Source organism: Vibrio sp. A11, from assembly GCF_013048705.1.
GTDB lineage: Bacteria > Pseudomonadota > Gammaproteobacteria > Enterobacterales > Vibrionaceae > Vibrio > Vibrio metschnikovii.
This window is the reverse complement of the sequence record NZ_VHSI01000027.1, coordinates 1-15,024: the sequence shown is the minus strand read 5'-3', so window position 1 is coordinate 15,024 and position 15,024 is coordinate 1. Positions and strand designations below refer to the sequence as shown.

At 37.9% G+C, this 15,024-nt stretch carries 16 protein-coding genes and 1 pseudogene; 1 reads left to right on the top strand and 16 read right to left on the bottom strand.

What is annotated here, in order from left to right:
• The 14 genes from FKQ60_RS16545 to FKQ60_RS16455 form a co-directional block, all read right to left on the bottom strand.
• Positions 1-247: hypothetical protein (locus FKQ60_RS16545; protein WP_212752460.1), on the bottom strand; the 247-nt coding region annotated here is incomplete at its 3' end.
• 657 nt (positions 248-904) lie between these two features.
• Entirely contained in the window at positions 905-1,276 is a 372-nt protein-coding gene (locus tag FKQ60_RS16540; RefSeq protein ID WP_029628782.1) for a MazG nucleotide pyrophosphohydrolase domain-containing protein, read from the bottom strand.
• A gap of 138 nt (positions 1,277-1,414) precedes the next feature.
• Positions 1,415-2,215, bottom strand: coding sequence for a PhzF family phenazine biosynthesis protein (locus tag FKQ60_RS16535; protein ID WP_170905730.1), 801 nt, complete (start codon positions 2,213-2,215; stop codon positions 1,415-1,417).
• Between the two features lie 1,537 nt (positions 2,216-3,752).
• A complete protein-coding gene (locus FKQ60_RS16520; protein WP_170905731.1) occupies positions 3,753-4,313 on the bottom strand; it encodes a hypothetical protein in 561 nt (186 codons plus the stop codon).
• A 135-nt stretch (positions 4,314-4,448) separates the two neighbouring features.
• Positions 4,449-4,883: a hypothetical protein gene (locus FKQ60_RS16515; RefSeq protein WP_170905718.1), complete on the bottom strand. Its 435-nt coding sequence runs from the start codon at positions 4,881-4,883 to the stop codon at positions 4,449-4,451.
• A 648-nt stretch (positions 4,884-5,531) separates the two neighbouring features.
• Entirely contained in the window at positions 5,532-5,750 is a 219-nt protein-coding gene (locus FKQ60_RS16505) for a DUF6500 family protein (protein ID WP_170905752.1), read from the bottom strand.
• 223 nt (positions 5,751-5,973) lie between these two features.
• Complete coding sequence (locus tag FKQ60_RS16500) at positions 5,974-6,684, bottom strand: hypothetical protein (RefSeq protein WP_170905751.1); 711 nt, start codon at positions 6,682-6,684, stop codon at positions 5,974-5,976.
• Between the two features lie 189 nt (positions 6,685-6,873).
• Positions 6,874-7,458 carry a hypothetical protein gene (locus tag FKQ60_RS17820; RefSeq protein ID WP_346009511.1) on the bottom strand — a complete coding sequence of 195 codons (585 nt, stop codon included), beginning with the start codon at positions 7,456-7,458 and terminating at the stop codon, positions 6,874-6,876.
• Complete coding sequence (locus FKQ60_RS16485; RefSeq protein ID WP_170905765.1) at positions 7,425-7,622, bottom strand: DUF1289 domain-containing protein; 198 nt, start codon at positions 7,620-7,622, stop codon at positions 7,425-7,427. The genes FKQ60_RS17820 and FKQ60_RS16485 overlap by 34 nt, the downstream gene beginning before the upstream one ends.
• A gap of 204 nt (positions 7,623-7,826) precedes the next feature.
• The gene (locus tag FKQ60_RS16480; RefSeq protein WP_170906774.1) at positions 7,827-8,990 is read right to left on the bottom strand and encodes a hypothetical protein; all 1,164 of its coding nucleotides are present in this window, start codon (positions 8,988-8,990) and stop codon (positions 7,827-7,829) included.
• A gap of 159 nt (positions 8,991-9,149) precedes the next feature.
• Complete coding sequence (locus tag FKQ60_RS16470; RefSeq protein WP_157806517.1) at positions 9,150-9,923, bottom strand: hypothetical protein; 774 nt, start codon at positions 9,921-9,923, stop codon at positions 9,150-9,152.
• Between the two features lie 653 nt (positions 9,924-10,576).
• On the bottom strand, positions 10,577-10,999 hold the full coding sequence (locus FKQ60_RS16465; RefSeq protein ID WP_148505464.1) for a VOC family protein: 423 nt from the start codon (positions 10,997-10,999) through the stop codon (positions 10,577-10,579).
• A gap of 160 nt (positions 11,000-11,159) precedes the next feature.
• Positions 11,160-11,597 (bottom strand): helix-turn-helix domain-containing protein, encoded by a 438-nt coding sequence (locus tag FKQ60_RS16460; RefSeq protein WP_062907537.1) that lies wholly within the window; start codon positions 11,595-11,597, stop codon positions 11,160-11,162.
• A 10-nt stretch (positions 11,598-11,607) separates the two neighbouring features.
• The gene (locus tag FKQ60_RS16455; protein WP_045570177.1) at positions 11,608-11,949 is read right to left on the bottom strand and encodes a DUF4258 domain-containing protein; all 342 of its coding nucleotides are present in this window, start codon (positions 11,947-11,949) and stop codon (positions 11,608-11,610) included.
• A gap of 277 nt (positions 11,950-12,226) precedes the next feature.
• On the opposite strand from FKQ60_RS16455, the gene FKQ60_RS16450 reads away from it, so the two are divergent.
• Entirely contained in the window at positions 12,227-12,457 is a 231-nt protein-coding gene (locus tag FKQ60_RS16450) for a PAS factor family protein (protein WP_004397275.1), read from the top strand.
• Positions 12,458-14,347: 1,890 nt separating this feature from the next.
• Here FKQ60_RS16450 and FKQ60_RS16435 read toward each other — a convergent pair.
• Complete coding sequence (locus tag FKQ60_RS16435; RefSeq protein WP_170906773.1) at positions 14,348-14,716, bottom strand: VOC family protein; 369 nt, start codon at positions 14,714-14,716, stop codon at positions 14,348-14,350.
• A gap of 155 nt (positions 14,717-14,871) precedes the next feature.
• Positions 14,872-15,024 (bottom strand): annotated as a pseudogene (locus FKQ60_RS17585) (MmcQ/YjbR family DNA-binding protein); the annotation flags it as partial.

Here is a 15,024-nt window from a genome sequence, read left to right as displayed (position 1 = left end):
ACCGAACAAAAATGCTATGAATGGCAAAAAAGACGCAAAAGCTAATCCATATTCCTGATGTTCTGATGGGATAAAGATAAAAAGTAAACTCGATGAAATTGCACCCAAAAGGAGCATTCTCAAAAGAAAGATGGTCTTTGAACGTCAAAACTTTCACTTCAACACCAACAATTCGGCTTAAATCATAAGCATCTGAATTTACTTTCAATTGATTATTTAATTGTTGAATTACCACTGAATTAGCCACTTAATTCTCCTTTCTGTAGCTGAATTTACAATATCACATAACGCCCGCTTAAGGGGCTGACAACGCTACTACCAAGTTTCCGCATAACACTGTAACCACCGAAACCAACGCATAATAAAAATGCCGCGCGTTAGAAGTCCCTCTTGAAGCGTTTGTTATGTTTTATTACTTATTGATTATATTGAACTTTTATAACGTTCATTTGTTCGAAGCAGTTTAACTCAAAATGATAAACTTGCCTACTTTCAGCAATCATTGGTGCCGATAAGATCCCAAACATGCTGAAGCGAAATAGCCGGTGGAATCAATGAACAAGCAACAACAAAGAAAGAGACTTTTCAGCAACAGTTGAATCTTTTGCGTACACAATTTATCAGAGCAAAACCCGACAAAAAAACAAAAGCATCGATCAACTTTCAATAGCCACAAAAAAGAACAATAAACCCATAATATCAATAAATTAGAATAGGAAAACTTCTAAATCAGACGGAATTTTCCCATTAAAATTGTTTAATTGATCTTGCTGAGGCTCAATAAAACATAACGCCCAATTAAGTAGCCCGAAACGCTACTACCAGCTTCACGCACAACGCCGTAATCACCAAACTCAACGCAAAACGAAAATGCCACGCGTTGAGGGTCTGCTTGAATTGTTTGTTATGTGTGTTGTAACGATTGTTCTCGGGCTAATTCACTTTTCTGTTTCTCTTTAACTTCATCCCACGAAATACCACTTTCAATTGCCGTTATCCTCTCATCATACTTTCGGCAAGCTCTTTCGATAATTGAGTCAAGGTTGATACCTTTTTCTTTCTGAAGTGATAGCACGGCATTCAAGTAGTCCCAAAGAACATCACCTAATTCATCTTCGAGATAACACGAACGATCTTTTGGGATCTCTTCAATAACCTCATCAACTTCTTTTTTTATTTCAACCAAATAAGTCGAAGAACCTTGATACCATGAGTTATTTTCATCGAAATTTGACTTTCTTTTTGCAATTTCTATCAATTTATCAATATGTTGCATTCCATCTCCTACGGAAACACATAACGCCCGATTAAGCAGCGAACAACGCGACTACCAACCTTCCGCATAACGACTTTATCACCAAACTACACGCATAATAACAATGCTTTGCGTTGCGAGTCTGTCTTGAATCGTTTGTTATGCAATTTTCATGCGGCCTTGAAAGACGGTTATTGCTTGCCCTGATAACTTAACTTGATTTTCACTCACTCGCTCTACGTCCACAAAACCACCTCGATTTGAGGCCTGATAACCTTTAAGATTCAATTTATTTAACTCTTTCGACCAATAAGCACACAAAGCACAATGCGCTGAACCTGTCACTGGATCTTCATTTACACCAACCCATGGAGCAAAATAACGCGATACAAAATCCACACCAGAATCTGATTTGGCTGTAACCAAAACACCACGACCTTTCAGTTTTGATAACCCACTGAAATCAGGCACAAGCTCGTTGAGAGTTGACTCACTGTTAATCACAACGAGTTGCTTATGATCAAACTCACCATAAGCGATTAAACTCGATTGCGATAGACCTAACAAATTGAGTATATCTATGTTTGAAGAGACGTTCATATCAAGGTTTGGTGATGGAAATAACAAATGAATATTATTTTCATCAAGATGAGCAGTCAAAGTACCAGATAAGGTTTGAAACTCAAGAATCTCACCAGTTTTATACATTCCCTGCTCTTTTAAAACATGAGCCACCGCTAGTGTACCGTGGCCACATAAACTGACTTCAATTTCTGGAGTGAACCAGCGTAATTGCATCGTATCAAGTGACAAAAAAGCGGTTTCCGACACCGCCATTTCTGCAGCAATTGCCAACATTGTTGCTTCATCAAGGCTAGTATCAGTAATGCAAACTCCAGCAGGATTACCCTTGAATACTTCTGATGTAAATGAATCTACCTGAAAAATTCCGACTTCCACTCAATATCCTTTTATTTATTGACGAGGTTAAATAAGTTGCATAACGCCCGCTTAAGGGGCTGACAACGCGACTACCAACTTTCCGCATAACACCGTAATCACTTAAGCCAACGCATAATGAAAATGCCGCGCGTTGGAAGTCCCTCTTGAAGCGTTTGTTATGCTTTATTACTCATTGATTACATTGAACTTTTAAAAAATTCATTTGTTCGCAGCACTTTAACTCAAAATGATAAACTTGCCTACTTTCAGCAATCATTGGTGCCGATAAGATCCCAAACAAGTTGAAGCGAAATAGCCTGCGGAATCAATGAACCAGCAACACCAAAGAAAGAGACCTTTCAGCAAAAATCGAACCTTTTACGCACACAATTTATCAGAGCAAAGCCGGAAAAAAGCGCACATTCGCCGATAAACTTGCGCTAACCAAACACTGTCAGCAAGTAAGATGTTCATGAGAGCCCAAACATGCTGAAGCGAAATAGCCGGTGGAATCAATGAGCAAGCAACACCAAAGAAAGAGACCTTTCAGCAAAAATCGAACCTTTTGCACACACAATTTATCAGAGCAGAGTTGGTCGAAAAAGCACAAGCATCGTTCAACTTTCAATAGCCACCAAAAAGGACAATAAACTTATAATATCAATAAATTAGAATAGGAAAACCTCTAAATCAGACTAAGTTTTCCCATTAAATTTATATATTGATTTTGCTGAGGCTCAATAAAGCATAACGCCCGCTTAAGGGGCTGACAACGCTACTACCAAGTTTCCGCATAACACCGTAACCACCAAAATCAACGCATAATAAAAATGCCACGCGTTGGAAGTCCCTCTTGAAGCGTTTGTTATGTTTTATTACTCATTGATTATATTGAACTTTTACAATATTTATTACTTGCGCCCACTTTAACTCAAAATGATAAACTTGCCTACTTTCAGCAATCATTGGTGCAGATAAGATCCCAAACAAGTTGAAGCGAAATAGCCTGCGGAATCAATGAGCAAACAACACCAAAGAAAGAGACTTTTCAGCAACAGTTGAATCTTTTGCGTACACAATTTATCAGAGCAGATACGGAAAAAAGCGCAAAAGTATCGATAAACTTGCGCTAACCAAACACTGTCAGCAAGTAAGATGTTCATGAGATCCCAAACATGCTGAAGCGAAATAGCCTGCGGAATCAATGAACCAGCAACAACAAAGAAAGAGACCTTTCAGCAACAATCGAACCTTTTGCGTACACAATTTATCAGAGCAGAGTTGGCCAAATAAACTCAAGCATCGTTCAACTTTCAATCGCCACCAAAAAGAACAATAAACTCATAATATCAACAAATTAGAACAGAAAACTCTTTAAATTAGACCAGATTTTCCCATTAAAATTTTTGAATTGATCTTGCTGAGGCTCAATAAAACATAACGCCCGCTTAAGGGGCTGACAACGCTACTACCAAGTTTCCGCATAACACCGTAACCACAAAAGCCAACGCATAATAAAAATGCCACGCGTTGGAAGTCCCTCTTGAAGCGTTTGTTAACTTTCTTTAAGTGCAAGCTTAGGTTTTAGCTCTTTAAAACTTTCTCGAAGTTTATTTAGGCTTTCATGATCATCAGCTATTTTTTCTCTACCGCCAACCTTATTGGCTTCTTTTATATAAACCAATGCAAATGATGCCTGTTTATACGCCTCGAATAGCTTAAAAACGATCTCGTTCTGAGTTTCATAACCAGAACCCATTTCTTCAGCCCATTCAACGATGCAACTATAAGCTCGAATATGATCACGAAACACACGAATATTGTATCGTTGCTCATTTGTAAAACTTGCCGCAACTTCAGCATAAAAGGCATCTAATACTGGAGTTGAAATAGGAGCACCGAGTGAGAACGCATAATTGTGGTTATGACCATAATTGAGCGCAGAAGATTTTGCTGTGTTCTCTCTTTGTTTAAGCAGTTCTTCCAAGTCTCGTAACTCTAGTTCAATTGCCGATTTTAGTTTCTTAGTCTTTTGCTTGCTTTTCACGTATTCGGTTAATTGAGACAGCCCCCACCCAAGTAGAAGAGCTATCAACGCAACATACAATCTATCCATTATTCCTCCTTGAAAGTTAACGCCGCGTTAAGGGGTGAGTAACGCAACGACCAACTCACCGCATTGCACTAAAAACCAATAAAATCAACGCATAATGAAAATGCTACGCGTTGCGAATCCCTCTTTAACGCCTTGTTAGCTGGTTTTAGTAACTGCTACATGTTTGAATTTTTCACTAATTGGTCCCATGAACATCATGGCAATTAAGATACCCTCTAGTAAAATAGCAATTTCATTAAACATTGCCTCCCAACTATTCATAACAATAGGACCAACGAAAATAGACAAAGGTATAAATACAATTGAGATTACGATATAAAGAGTCCTTGCCCAACGTTTAAACTTCCATAAACCAACAGTTGAAACAGGTAGCAAAACCAATAATGCCAATGATGCCACCAATAAGAAAACCATTTCAAAGTTGGATACTTCTTTCTTTTCAGCCTGAAGTAAATACTCTTGTAAAATTGGAGGTAATGTTTCAGAAAGACTAAAGCCCGCAATAATACCAACTATTGAAGTAACTAAACCCGATATTAATATAACTCTAAATAATGTTGTGATTGACACTTTTTACTCCATAAATGTGATTAAATAAATGATTCACCAGCTAACGCCCAATTAAGTAGCCCGAAACGCAACGACCAACTTTACGCACAACACCGTAATCACTAAACTCAACGCATAATAAAAATGCCACGCGTTGAGGGTCTGCTTGAATTGTTTGTTATATTTCAGTTCCATACAGCCACTGAAACACCAAACAACCTTTGAAAATAGTACATAACATCAAAAGCTTAACGTCAGTTGAGCCAGATTTAGATACAAAAAACAATTAATTTTGAAATCGAATCAAGCTTACCCATTGATTCTGATGATAAATATCAGAGAAATAAGCCATTAATGTAAACCAAATCAAAAGAGCTGCTAAATGCGATTAAACAATAATGTTCGTTAGACATTGATAAACTTGATCAAATCAACAGCTATGCTTCACAAGAAATCATCAACCAGTAAAACACTCACATTACCACTTAACTTTTAAATTTGTAACACGTTGAATTTAAGAGAAATATAACGCCCGCTTAAGGGGCTGACAACGCTACTACCAAGTTTCCGCATAACACCGTAACCACCAAAATCAACGCATAATAAAAATGCCACGCGTTGGAAGTCCCTCTTGAAGCGTTTGTTATGGCTTGAACTCAAAGCACACGCTTACTTACCTAGCATGACCATTTCCATGATTTTATTGGCTTTTTCAAAATGATCTAGTCGATGTCTCTGAATCCACCAAGTAGCAGCTTCCATTAGTAATTCAGGATCATCATTCTTATTGGCGAAGAAAGCATAAAATGACACACCTACATTCTCACCTTTTTGTGCAATTTTCTTTGAACAAATTTCGATCATTTTGGATCTTAATGAATCGCGCATTCTTTATGCCCACTCATATAGGAATTGATATGCAAAAATACACTTAGCTAAGGAAGATAACAAGAACAACTGTTTATAAACACAGTGTCATTTGTTTTATGAGCCATAACGCCCGGTTAAGGGGCAGCCAACGCCATTACCAAGCTTCCGCATAACACCGTAACCACAAAAACCAACGCATAATAAAAATGCCGCGCGTTGGCTGTCCCTCTTGAACCGTTTGTTATATTTCTGAGACTACCTTTCCGTCAAGACTGTTTACAATTATTATCCTGCTAAACGGTGATTTACAAATATTTTTAGCGATATATTCTATATATTCATCACTACCGTTGTATGTGATTGTGTCCGATAAAACCAACCACCACTCTTCGTAGCGATCTAAATATGGTTCGACTTTCTTTGCTTTCGAAGTGTGACAAAAGTTTACGCTGGCCAACATGACCTGCTTATCATGGTATCCAGCATCTAAATCAATGATACCCGTCAGCAAGAAACCATTGCTGCTATCAACATTGCGTTTTGAAATAATTATTGAAATAGATTGCGATATTTCTATTCTGATTTCATCCCCTGTAAACTCCGAATTATCAATCTCTTTGAGTTTTTCTTTGATAACCAAAGTAGCTTTCGATAGATTACCAAAAGGGCGCTTTATGATAGCTGTAACTGAATATCTATGAGGCTGAGTATCATTACTTCTAGGGGTGTTAATCGCTTTCTTCAACTTCGCAATTACCGATGAAGAATCGCTATCGATAGATCTAGGAGAGCTATGAGTATTAATCATCTTGCTCAACCTCGTCACTTCTACTGCAATTTTATCATCTAAGAGTAGGTCAGGAGGCACGTTACCGTCGGGCTCTCTTTTTATCGAATATCCCTGCCCTGAAAATAAGTCAGCAATAATGTTTTCTTCTCTATTTTCCCGCATTGAACGAACCTCAAAAAGAAATATAACGCCCGCTTAAGGGGCTGACAACGCGACTACCAAGTTTCCGCATAACACCGTAACCACAAAAGCCAACGCATAATAAAAATGCCGCGCGTTGGAAGTCCCTCTTGAAGCGTTTGTTATGTGCGTTTTGTTTATATATCCTTATTAGGTAATGTTATTGGCACCTTAAATATTAGGCAATGTTATTGGCACCTTAAATACAATCCTTGAACTAATACTATCTTTTGTCTCACCCTTTTTACTTAAGCCTAAACCAAGAACAGAAATCTTTGCACCCCCGCTACCATTGTCTTCAGTGGTTACAGCAACATCAAATTCTACCGTTTGCATTAGAGTCTTATTTGGTGCTTTCAATTCACCTACTGCCCCTCTGTCACTTAGTGGAGTTTCATTTACCGAAGCACCATATTTAGCGACTTCCATTTGAGCTTCATGTACACCTTTGCATATCATAGCTATTGATTGTGCAACAAATTTATCCAATTCCATCAATATCTCCAATTTTCCATAGCTGTCGAGCACATAACGCCCGGTTAAGGGGCAACCAACGCCACTACCAAGCTTCCGCATAACACCGTAACCACAAAAAACAACGCATAATAAAAATGCCACGCGTTGGTTGTCCCTCTTGAACCGTTTGTTATGTGTTTGTTTAAATTGGACTTTCACATAATCACTAAAATAATTACCGACCATATTTTGAATAATGAAAAGCTCTACCTCGAATAGTGCTCTTTTCTTTTTTTGCATAATGATAGAATTTCAATCCTTTCTGCTGTCGTTGATGATTGCCATTTGAGTATGTCATTGAGTGTTCTGAAACATCCTAAACAAATGTCATTTTCATCTAGACTGCAATGCCTATTACAAGGTGATTTAGGATCTTCACTTTCGGTTTCATTTACATTAACCATAGTTAATATCCCTTTATAAACAATATCTTGTGATAGAAAAAGTTATTGGAATTTGGCCTTACACATAACGCCGCATTAAGGTGTGAACAACGCAACCACTAAACCTAACCTTGCCACCGTAAACACTAAACCCAACGATGGACTGAAAAATGCCTAGCGTTGAGAATCACTCTTAAATGCTTTGTTAAATTACGGTAACACCAGCTAAATACTTATACCTTCGAGTTCACTGTCTGTATTTTGATATTCTTTAATCAAAGGGTGAATTTCAAAATATGGATAAGTTTGCGTTTCAACCACACCCAAATTTGAGAACAAGACAATATTGGACAAATGGGGCCGACTGAAAATGTTCTTGATCTTACCACTAAATCTATCACTTAAGTTAAGTCCTTTATAAGTTTCTATATGGGGAATATGAATAAAAAGAGAGCCAGCCTTACTCTCTTTAAATTGCCTTCTAGATGCATCCTTACATATATTTTCGAACTCTCTAAGCAAAGCTGGCTTAAACGTAGTACTTATGCTGAGTGCATGCCTACTATCTTTCCCATTTACAGCTGAAACAGCGAAAGCAAGTTCAATACCACCGGATTCAAATTTTATATTTTCCCAAACTTCTTCTTTTTCAATGTTATCTAAATTTGCAAATGTTTTTATACCTACCTTAAAAAGCTCACTATCGTTTGAGCGACCTGAGATTACGGCATCAACTTCTTCTAAAAGTGTTTTTTGTCCGCTTTTAGATTTAGGGAAACCACTTAACATTTCAAGTTCTACGCATGTTAGTGCGCTTTGGGGAGGTTGTTTAACTTTGAGCCCTTTTTCTAGGATTAATCTCAGTAAAACTTGCGCTTCATCACTGGTAATAAACAGCCCTTTATCATAAGCAAAAGACTTACACTCAACTTGAACTTCGCCACCACTAGTTGCTAGATAATCAAATGTCTCATTAGAACCATCCAGATCTTTACTTTCTACTACGTAGCCTTTATCAACAAGATAGAAGTAAGAAAAAACTTCAAACATTAACGCTCTCATGTCATCAGATTCTTTCAGAGCTGATCCAAACCTAGATTTCAAACCATTACGTGTTACATCAGGAAGTGTTTCTAAGTATTCTAGAAATTTTCCACTATAAAAAAGCGCTTCAGCTATTGCTCCTTTCTCATAAGAGTCACACTTTTCAAATGGCTTGGTTTCCCAAAGGAAAAGACCAAAAGCTATCATTCTTTCACCAAACTTATTTATAGCTAGCGCCTTACCATTTTTACCCGACATTTTTGAAATGATTTTCACCCATGGCTTGTCTGGGTATATAGCCAGTAAATGATCATATGCGAATTTATAATAATTTCTTTTATCCATTTCTATCTCAGTAAGATTATTTCTATTGTGAAAGTAGTAATTTAACGCCCTGTTAAGGTGTGAGCAACGCAATACAAAAGCCGCCGCATACCACCTTAATCACTAAAAACAACGCACGGCAAAAATGCCACGCGTTGCGAATCACTCTTAAACAGTTTGTTATAACCGTTGCCCTTTTACATGCTTTAGTACTTTTAGGTAACTATGTAATGCTTGCTCAAGAAAGTGTGCTTTATCCATTTTTTTGTATGGTGCTGTCATGAAATAAATAGCAATAAGCACGTTAACTTTTTGTAGTAGATACTGTCCAAGCTTTTCATATTTTCCGTTGTCAGTATCAGCTAAAGTGTTTGGAATAGTTTTACCATCAGAATACAGTAATTTGTTACGTAAGTTGGCATTTTCCTTTAAGTGCTTAACTGTATCGTTAAACCCTTTTCGTTCCAGAAAGACTACAAGCTCATGGCTAAAGTCATGCAATTCTTCGTTACGAGAAACTCGAAAATTCAGAGGTGGATTCATTTCCATGATCAAATTTTGGTCCTCAATAGTTACTCGAATCCCCAATTTGATTGCATCCATACCATCAACATCAACCCACTCTAGGATGGGAGGGTGGTTTGATACCTTCCTCAAGTCTAACTTGAGAAGTTCAATAATCGAACAAATGTATGGGTAAAGACATTGTTTATGCAGGTGATTGTTTTTATTTAATTCTTTTGCCCCCTCGTAACCATGCTCTTTCAACATCAACAAGATTGCAGTAGCAGCCTCTTCTTCTGCGGTAATAAGCCGGAACACTGACATTTCTGGATCTACACCAGATAGAACCTCTGCTTTTTCAACATGATACATTGCCGATCTTATACATGAACCTGAACCACCTTTTAGGCTTTCAAGTTTTTCTGAAAATTGTTTAATTTCACTAAACATATCGAAATTTCACCAAGGTTATAACGCCCGCTTAAGGGGCTGACAACGCTACTATCAAGTTTCCGCATAACACCGTAACCACCGAAATCAACGCACAATAAAAATGCCACGCGTTGGAAGTCCCTCTTGAAGCGTTTGTTATGCTTTATTACTTATTGATTACATTGAACTTTTACAAAATTCATTTGTTCGCAGCAGTTTAACTCAAAATGACAAACCAGCCTACTTTCAGCAATCATTGTTGTCGATAAGATCCCAAACAAGTTGAAGCGAATTAGCCTGCGGAATCAAGGAGCAAACAACATCAAAGGAAAAGACCTTTCAGCAACAATCGAACCTTTTGCGTACACAATTTATCAGAGCAGAGTTGGCCGACAAAACACAAGCATCGTTCAACTTTTAATCGCCACCAAAAAGAACAATAAACTCATAATATCAATGAATTAGAATACGAAAATTTCTAAATCAGACTAAGTTTTCCCATTAAAATTTATATATTGATTTTGCTGAGGCTCAATAAAGCATAACGCCCAATTAAGTAGCCCGAAACGCTACTACTAACTTTCCGCACAACACCGTAATCACTAAACTCAACGCAAAACGAAAATGCCACGCGTTGAGGGTCTGCTTGAATTGTTTGTTATAACGCAATTCTATGACTTGGATTTTTCACCTAAATACTCGGTAAAACGCAAAAGATAACCATCCGGATCTTGTATCAGAAACTCTTTCTGACCCGATAGTATTTCGCCAATGTCATACCATGTTTCTTTGAGTTCTTTAAACAACTTGATGTCTGCTGCTTGAATGCGCTCATAAATCGAAGATATATCTGACAGCTCAATTTGAAAGTTAACGCCTCTACCAAATGGTGCGACTAAGCTATCCGTAACCCAAGCTTCATCATGAATTTGCTCCAACATGATCTGGATTTTTTCAAGTTCCAAGTAAGCAAAGTCGGGATTATCTCGTTGATTTCTAATCTTAAAACCGAGAACTTCACAATAAAACCTCAGTGATGTAGTGAAGTTTGATACCGACAATTCAGGTACCATCGGATTCCAATATTCGTCCATTTCATTCCTTTATATACGATGAACTCAAATGCGTTATAACGCCGCGTTAAGGGGTGAGCAACGCAACTACCAACTCACCGCATTACACTAAAAACTAATAAAATCAACGCATAACGAAAATGCTACGCGTTGCGAATCCCTCTTTAACGCCTTGTTAGGGCTATGCTACACGCCACTTGTTGTCTTGCTCTTCTAAATGTAACTCTGCCATTGTTGATTCAATTTCTGAGTCTGAAAGCATATTTAGCAAAAGACCTATTTGGCTATCGTCGTCATTGAACTCTGCATACAATGCACGAAGAGTCACATCGGCTGTCCTTGGAATGACTGACTGCCCCTTTTCCCAGCGAGCAACTGTTTGAGTGTCTACTCCTAACAAGTTACCCAGCGCCTTTTGCGACATATTGAGCTCGATGCGAATAAACTTGAACTCTTGATGAGAAATAGGCCTTACCTGAGATACTATGTTTCTACCGATAAGAGCGTGCAACTCATAAAGGTTGTCGATACTAACAAATTCTTCATCCTCTACTTTGTCGATAGTAAAGCCATTTGTTAAATAAACATACGGTAGACCACATTCTTTATAGTGATACATATTAGCCCCTTTACTTAACTATAACCGTAACAACAAATGCAGATGGATCGTTTTCGTGTCTCTTTAAGGAAACAACAACTTCTACGATTTCACCAGCAGCCATACCTTGAAGGTTACATTTCCAGTCGCCTCTAGGTGTTTGATGAGGAGCTTCCGTTATTCTACTGTGCTTATTGCTAAGTACCTGAAATACTTGCATTCGAGTCACACCACGTTGTTCCATGCGTTCTCTCGCATGAGAACTAATGTAAACTCTCGCTGTATGATTACTTGCCAGTTCATTGATAAGTTTCTTTGCTGACGCTGAGGTCAGCGGGAACTCATCTATTCCCTCAAGTTTATTATCTGACATACGGACTACCTATCAATTTGATAGCTTCAATTATGAGCGAGAAAAAGAATAAAAGCAAGATTTGATGAATAGCCCTAACGCCGCGTTAAGGGGTGAGCAACGCGACTACCAACTCACCGCATTGCACTAAAAACTAATAAAATCAACGCATAACGAAAATGCTACGCGTTGCGAATCCCTCTTTAACGCTTTGTTATGTGATTGTTGCTTCAGAATTACATTCTATTACCGATTACAATCATATGCGCCCCGTTAACTATTATAAAATGGATAGCTCATGAAAGCGCTTATTTATGAAACCCTTATTAAACTTGCTAGCAAAGATCCTGAACAACATGCCCAAATCCGACAAAATCTTTATGATCACTTAGGCTTACCTTTTGAAAAACAACTTACTTTGTATTCTCAGGCGCTTGGACCAGCTGGTTCGGGTAAACTGGAAAATGAACAGGCAATGAGTAATGCCGTAGAAAGCGTAATCAAATTACTTGAAACTCCTGAACACTAAACCTTTTCAGTTAATATTCGGCCCATTCGATTAGGGCCGTTTTCAATTTACGCCTAATCACATAACGCCCGCTTAAGGGGCTGACAACGCTACTACCAACTTTCCGCATAACACCGTAACCACCAAAATTAACGCATAATAAAAATGCCACGCGTTGGAAGTCCCTCTTGAAGCGTTTGTTATGCTTTATTACTCATTGATTACATTGGATTTTTACAAATTCATTTGTTCGCAGCAGTTTAACTCAAAATGACAAACCAACCTACTTTCAGCAATCATTGTTGTCGATAAGATCCCAAACAAGTTGAAGCGAAATAGCCTGCGGAATCAATGAGCAAACCACACCAAAGAAAGAGACCTTTCAGCAAAAATCGAACCTTTTGCGTACACAATTTATCAGGGCAGAGTTGGCCAAATAAACTCAAGCATCGTTCAACTTTCAATCGCCACCAAAAAGAACAATAAACTCATAATATCAATAAATTAGAATACAAAAACGTCTAAATCAGACTAAGTTTTCCCATTAAAATTTATATATTGATTTTGCTGAGGCTCAATAAAGCATAACGCCCGCTTAAGGGGCTGACAACGCTACTACCAACTTTCCGCATAACACCGTAATCACTTAAGCCAACGCATAATAAAAATGCCGCGCGTTGGAAGTCCCTCTTGAAGCGTTTGTTATGCTTTATTACCCATTGATTACATTGAACTTTTACAATGTTCATTGGTTAAAACCACTTTAACTCAAAATGATAAACTTGCCTACTTTCAGCAATCATTGGTGCCGATAAGATCCCAAATAAGTTGAAGCGAAATAGCCTGCGGAATCAAGGAGCAAACAACATCAAAGGAAGAGACTTTTCAGCAACAGTTGAATCTTTTGCGTACACAATTTATCAGAGTAAAAGCCGACAAAAACACAAAAGCATCGTTCAACTTTCAATAGCCACAAAAAAGAACAATAAACTAATAATATCAATAAATTAGAATAGTAAAACTTCTAAATCAGACTGAGTTTTCCCATTAAAATTTATATATTGATTTTGCTGAGGTTCAATAAAGCATAACGCCCGCTTAAGGGGCTGACAACGCTACTACCAAGTTTCCGCATAACACCGTAACCACAAAAGCCAACGTATAATAAAAATGCCACGCGTTGGAAGTCCCTCTTGAAGCGTTTGTTATGTTTTATTACTTATTGATTATATTAAACTTTTACAATATTTATTACTTGCGCCCACTTTAACTCAAAATGATAAACTTGCCTACTTTCAGCAATCATTGGTGCCGATAAGATCCCAAATAAGTTGAAGCGAATTAGCCTGCGGAATCAAGAGACAAATAACACCAAAGGAAGAGACCATTCAGCGAAAAATGAACCTTTTGTGTGCACAATTTATCAGAGCAGAGCCGGAAAAAGCGCAAAAGCATCGATAAACTTGCGCTAACCAAACACTGTCAGCAAGTAAGATGTTCATGATATCCCAAACATGCTGAAGCGAAATAGCCAGCGGAATCAATGAACAATCAACACAAAAGAAAGAGACCTTTCAGCAAAAATTGAACCTTTTTTGTACACAATTTATCAGAGCAGAGTTGGCCGAATAAACTCAAGCATCGATCAACTTTCAATAGCAACCAAAAAGAACAATAAACTCATAATATCAAAAAATTAGAACAGAAAACCCTTTAAATTAGACCAGATTTTCCCATTAAAATTTGTGAATTGATCTTGCTGAGGCTCAATAAAACATAACGCCCAATTAAGTAGCACGAAACGCAACTACCAACTTTCCGCACAACACCGTAATCACCAAACTCAACGCAAAACAAAAATGCCACGCGTTGAGGGTCTGCTTGAATTGTTTGTTATATGCGTACCATCAACTAGATGTGAACTGCTTCGATTTTGTTACCATCCGCATCTAGAATATAAGCTGCATAATAAGTTTCACCGTATTCAGGACGCAAACCAGGTTTACCCGCACATGAGCCACCAAGCTCTAATGCTGTAGCATAAAAATGATCTACTGCATCTTGGCTTGGTGCATTGAAAGCAATATGAGTTCCATTACCAGAAGACGCACCATCTTCACAAGGGCATCCAACCCAAAACTCAAAATTTTCGCCGTAGGCAATCGCTACATTTTCGATGTAATGAGAACGTTTTATGGACAAAGTGGATAGAACTGTATCATAAAAAAATACAGCTGATGCCACATTTGAAACACCAAGTGAAACATGATTTATAATCATTTAAAATTCCCTTTTACTCAAAGATTTAGAAAGCATATAACGCCGCGTTAAGGGGTGAGCAACGCAACTGCCAGCTAACCGCATTGCACTAAAAACCAATAAAATCAACGCATAACGAAAATGCTACGCGTTGCGAATCCCTCTTGAACGCTTTGTTATGTGCGTGTTTCAGATTGACACGGAATCCCTAACTCAGCCTGCTTCTTTTTACTTAAACCACTTGAAACAATTCTATAGGATTCAGATAGATAATAACGTAACTCATCATCAAGGCGACTTCCCGTTTCAGTTTGCTGAATCCATTTCAT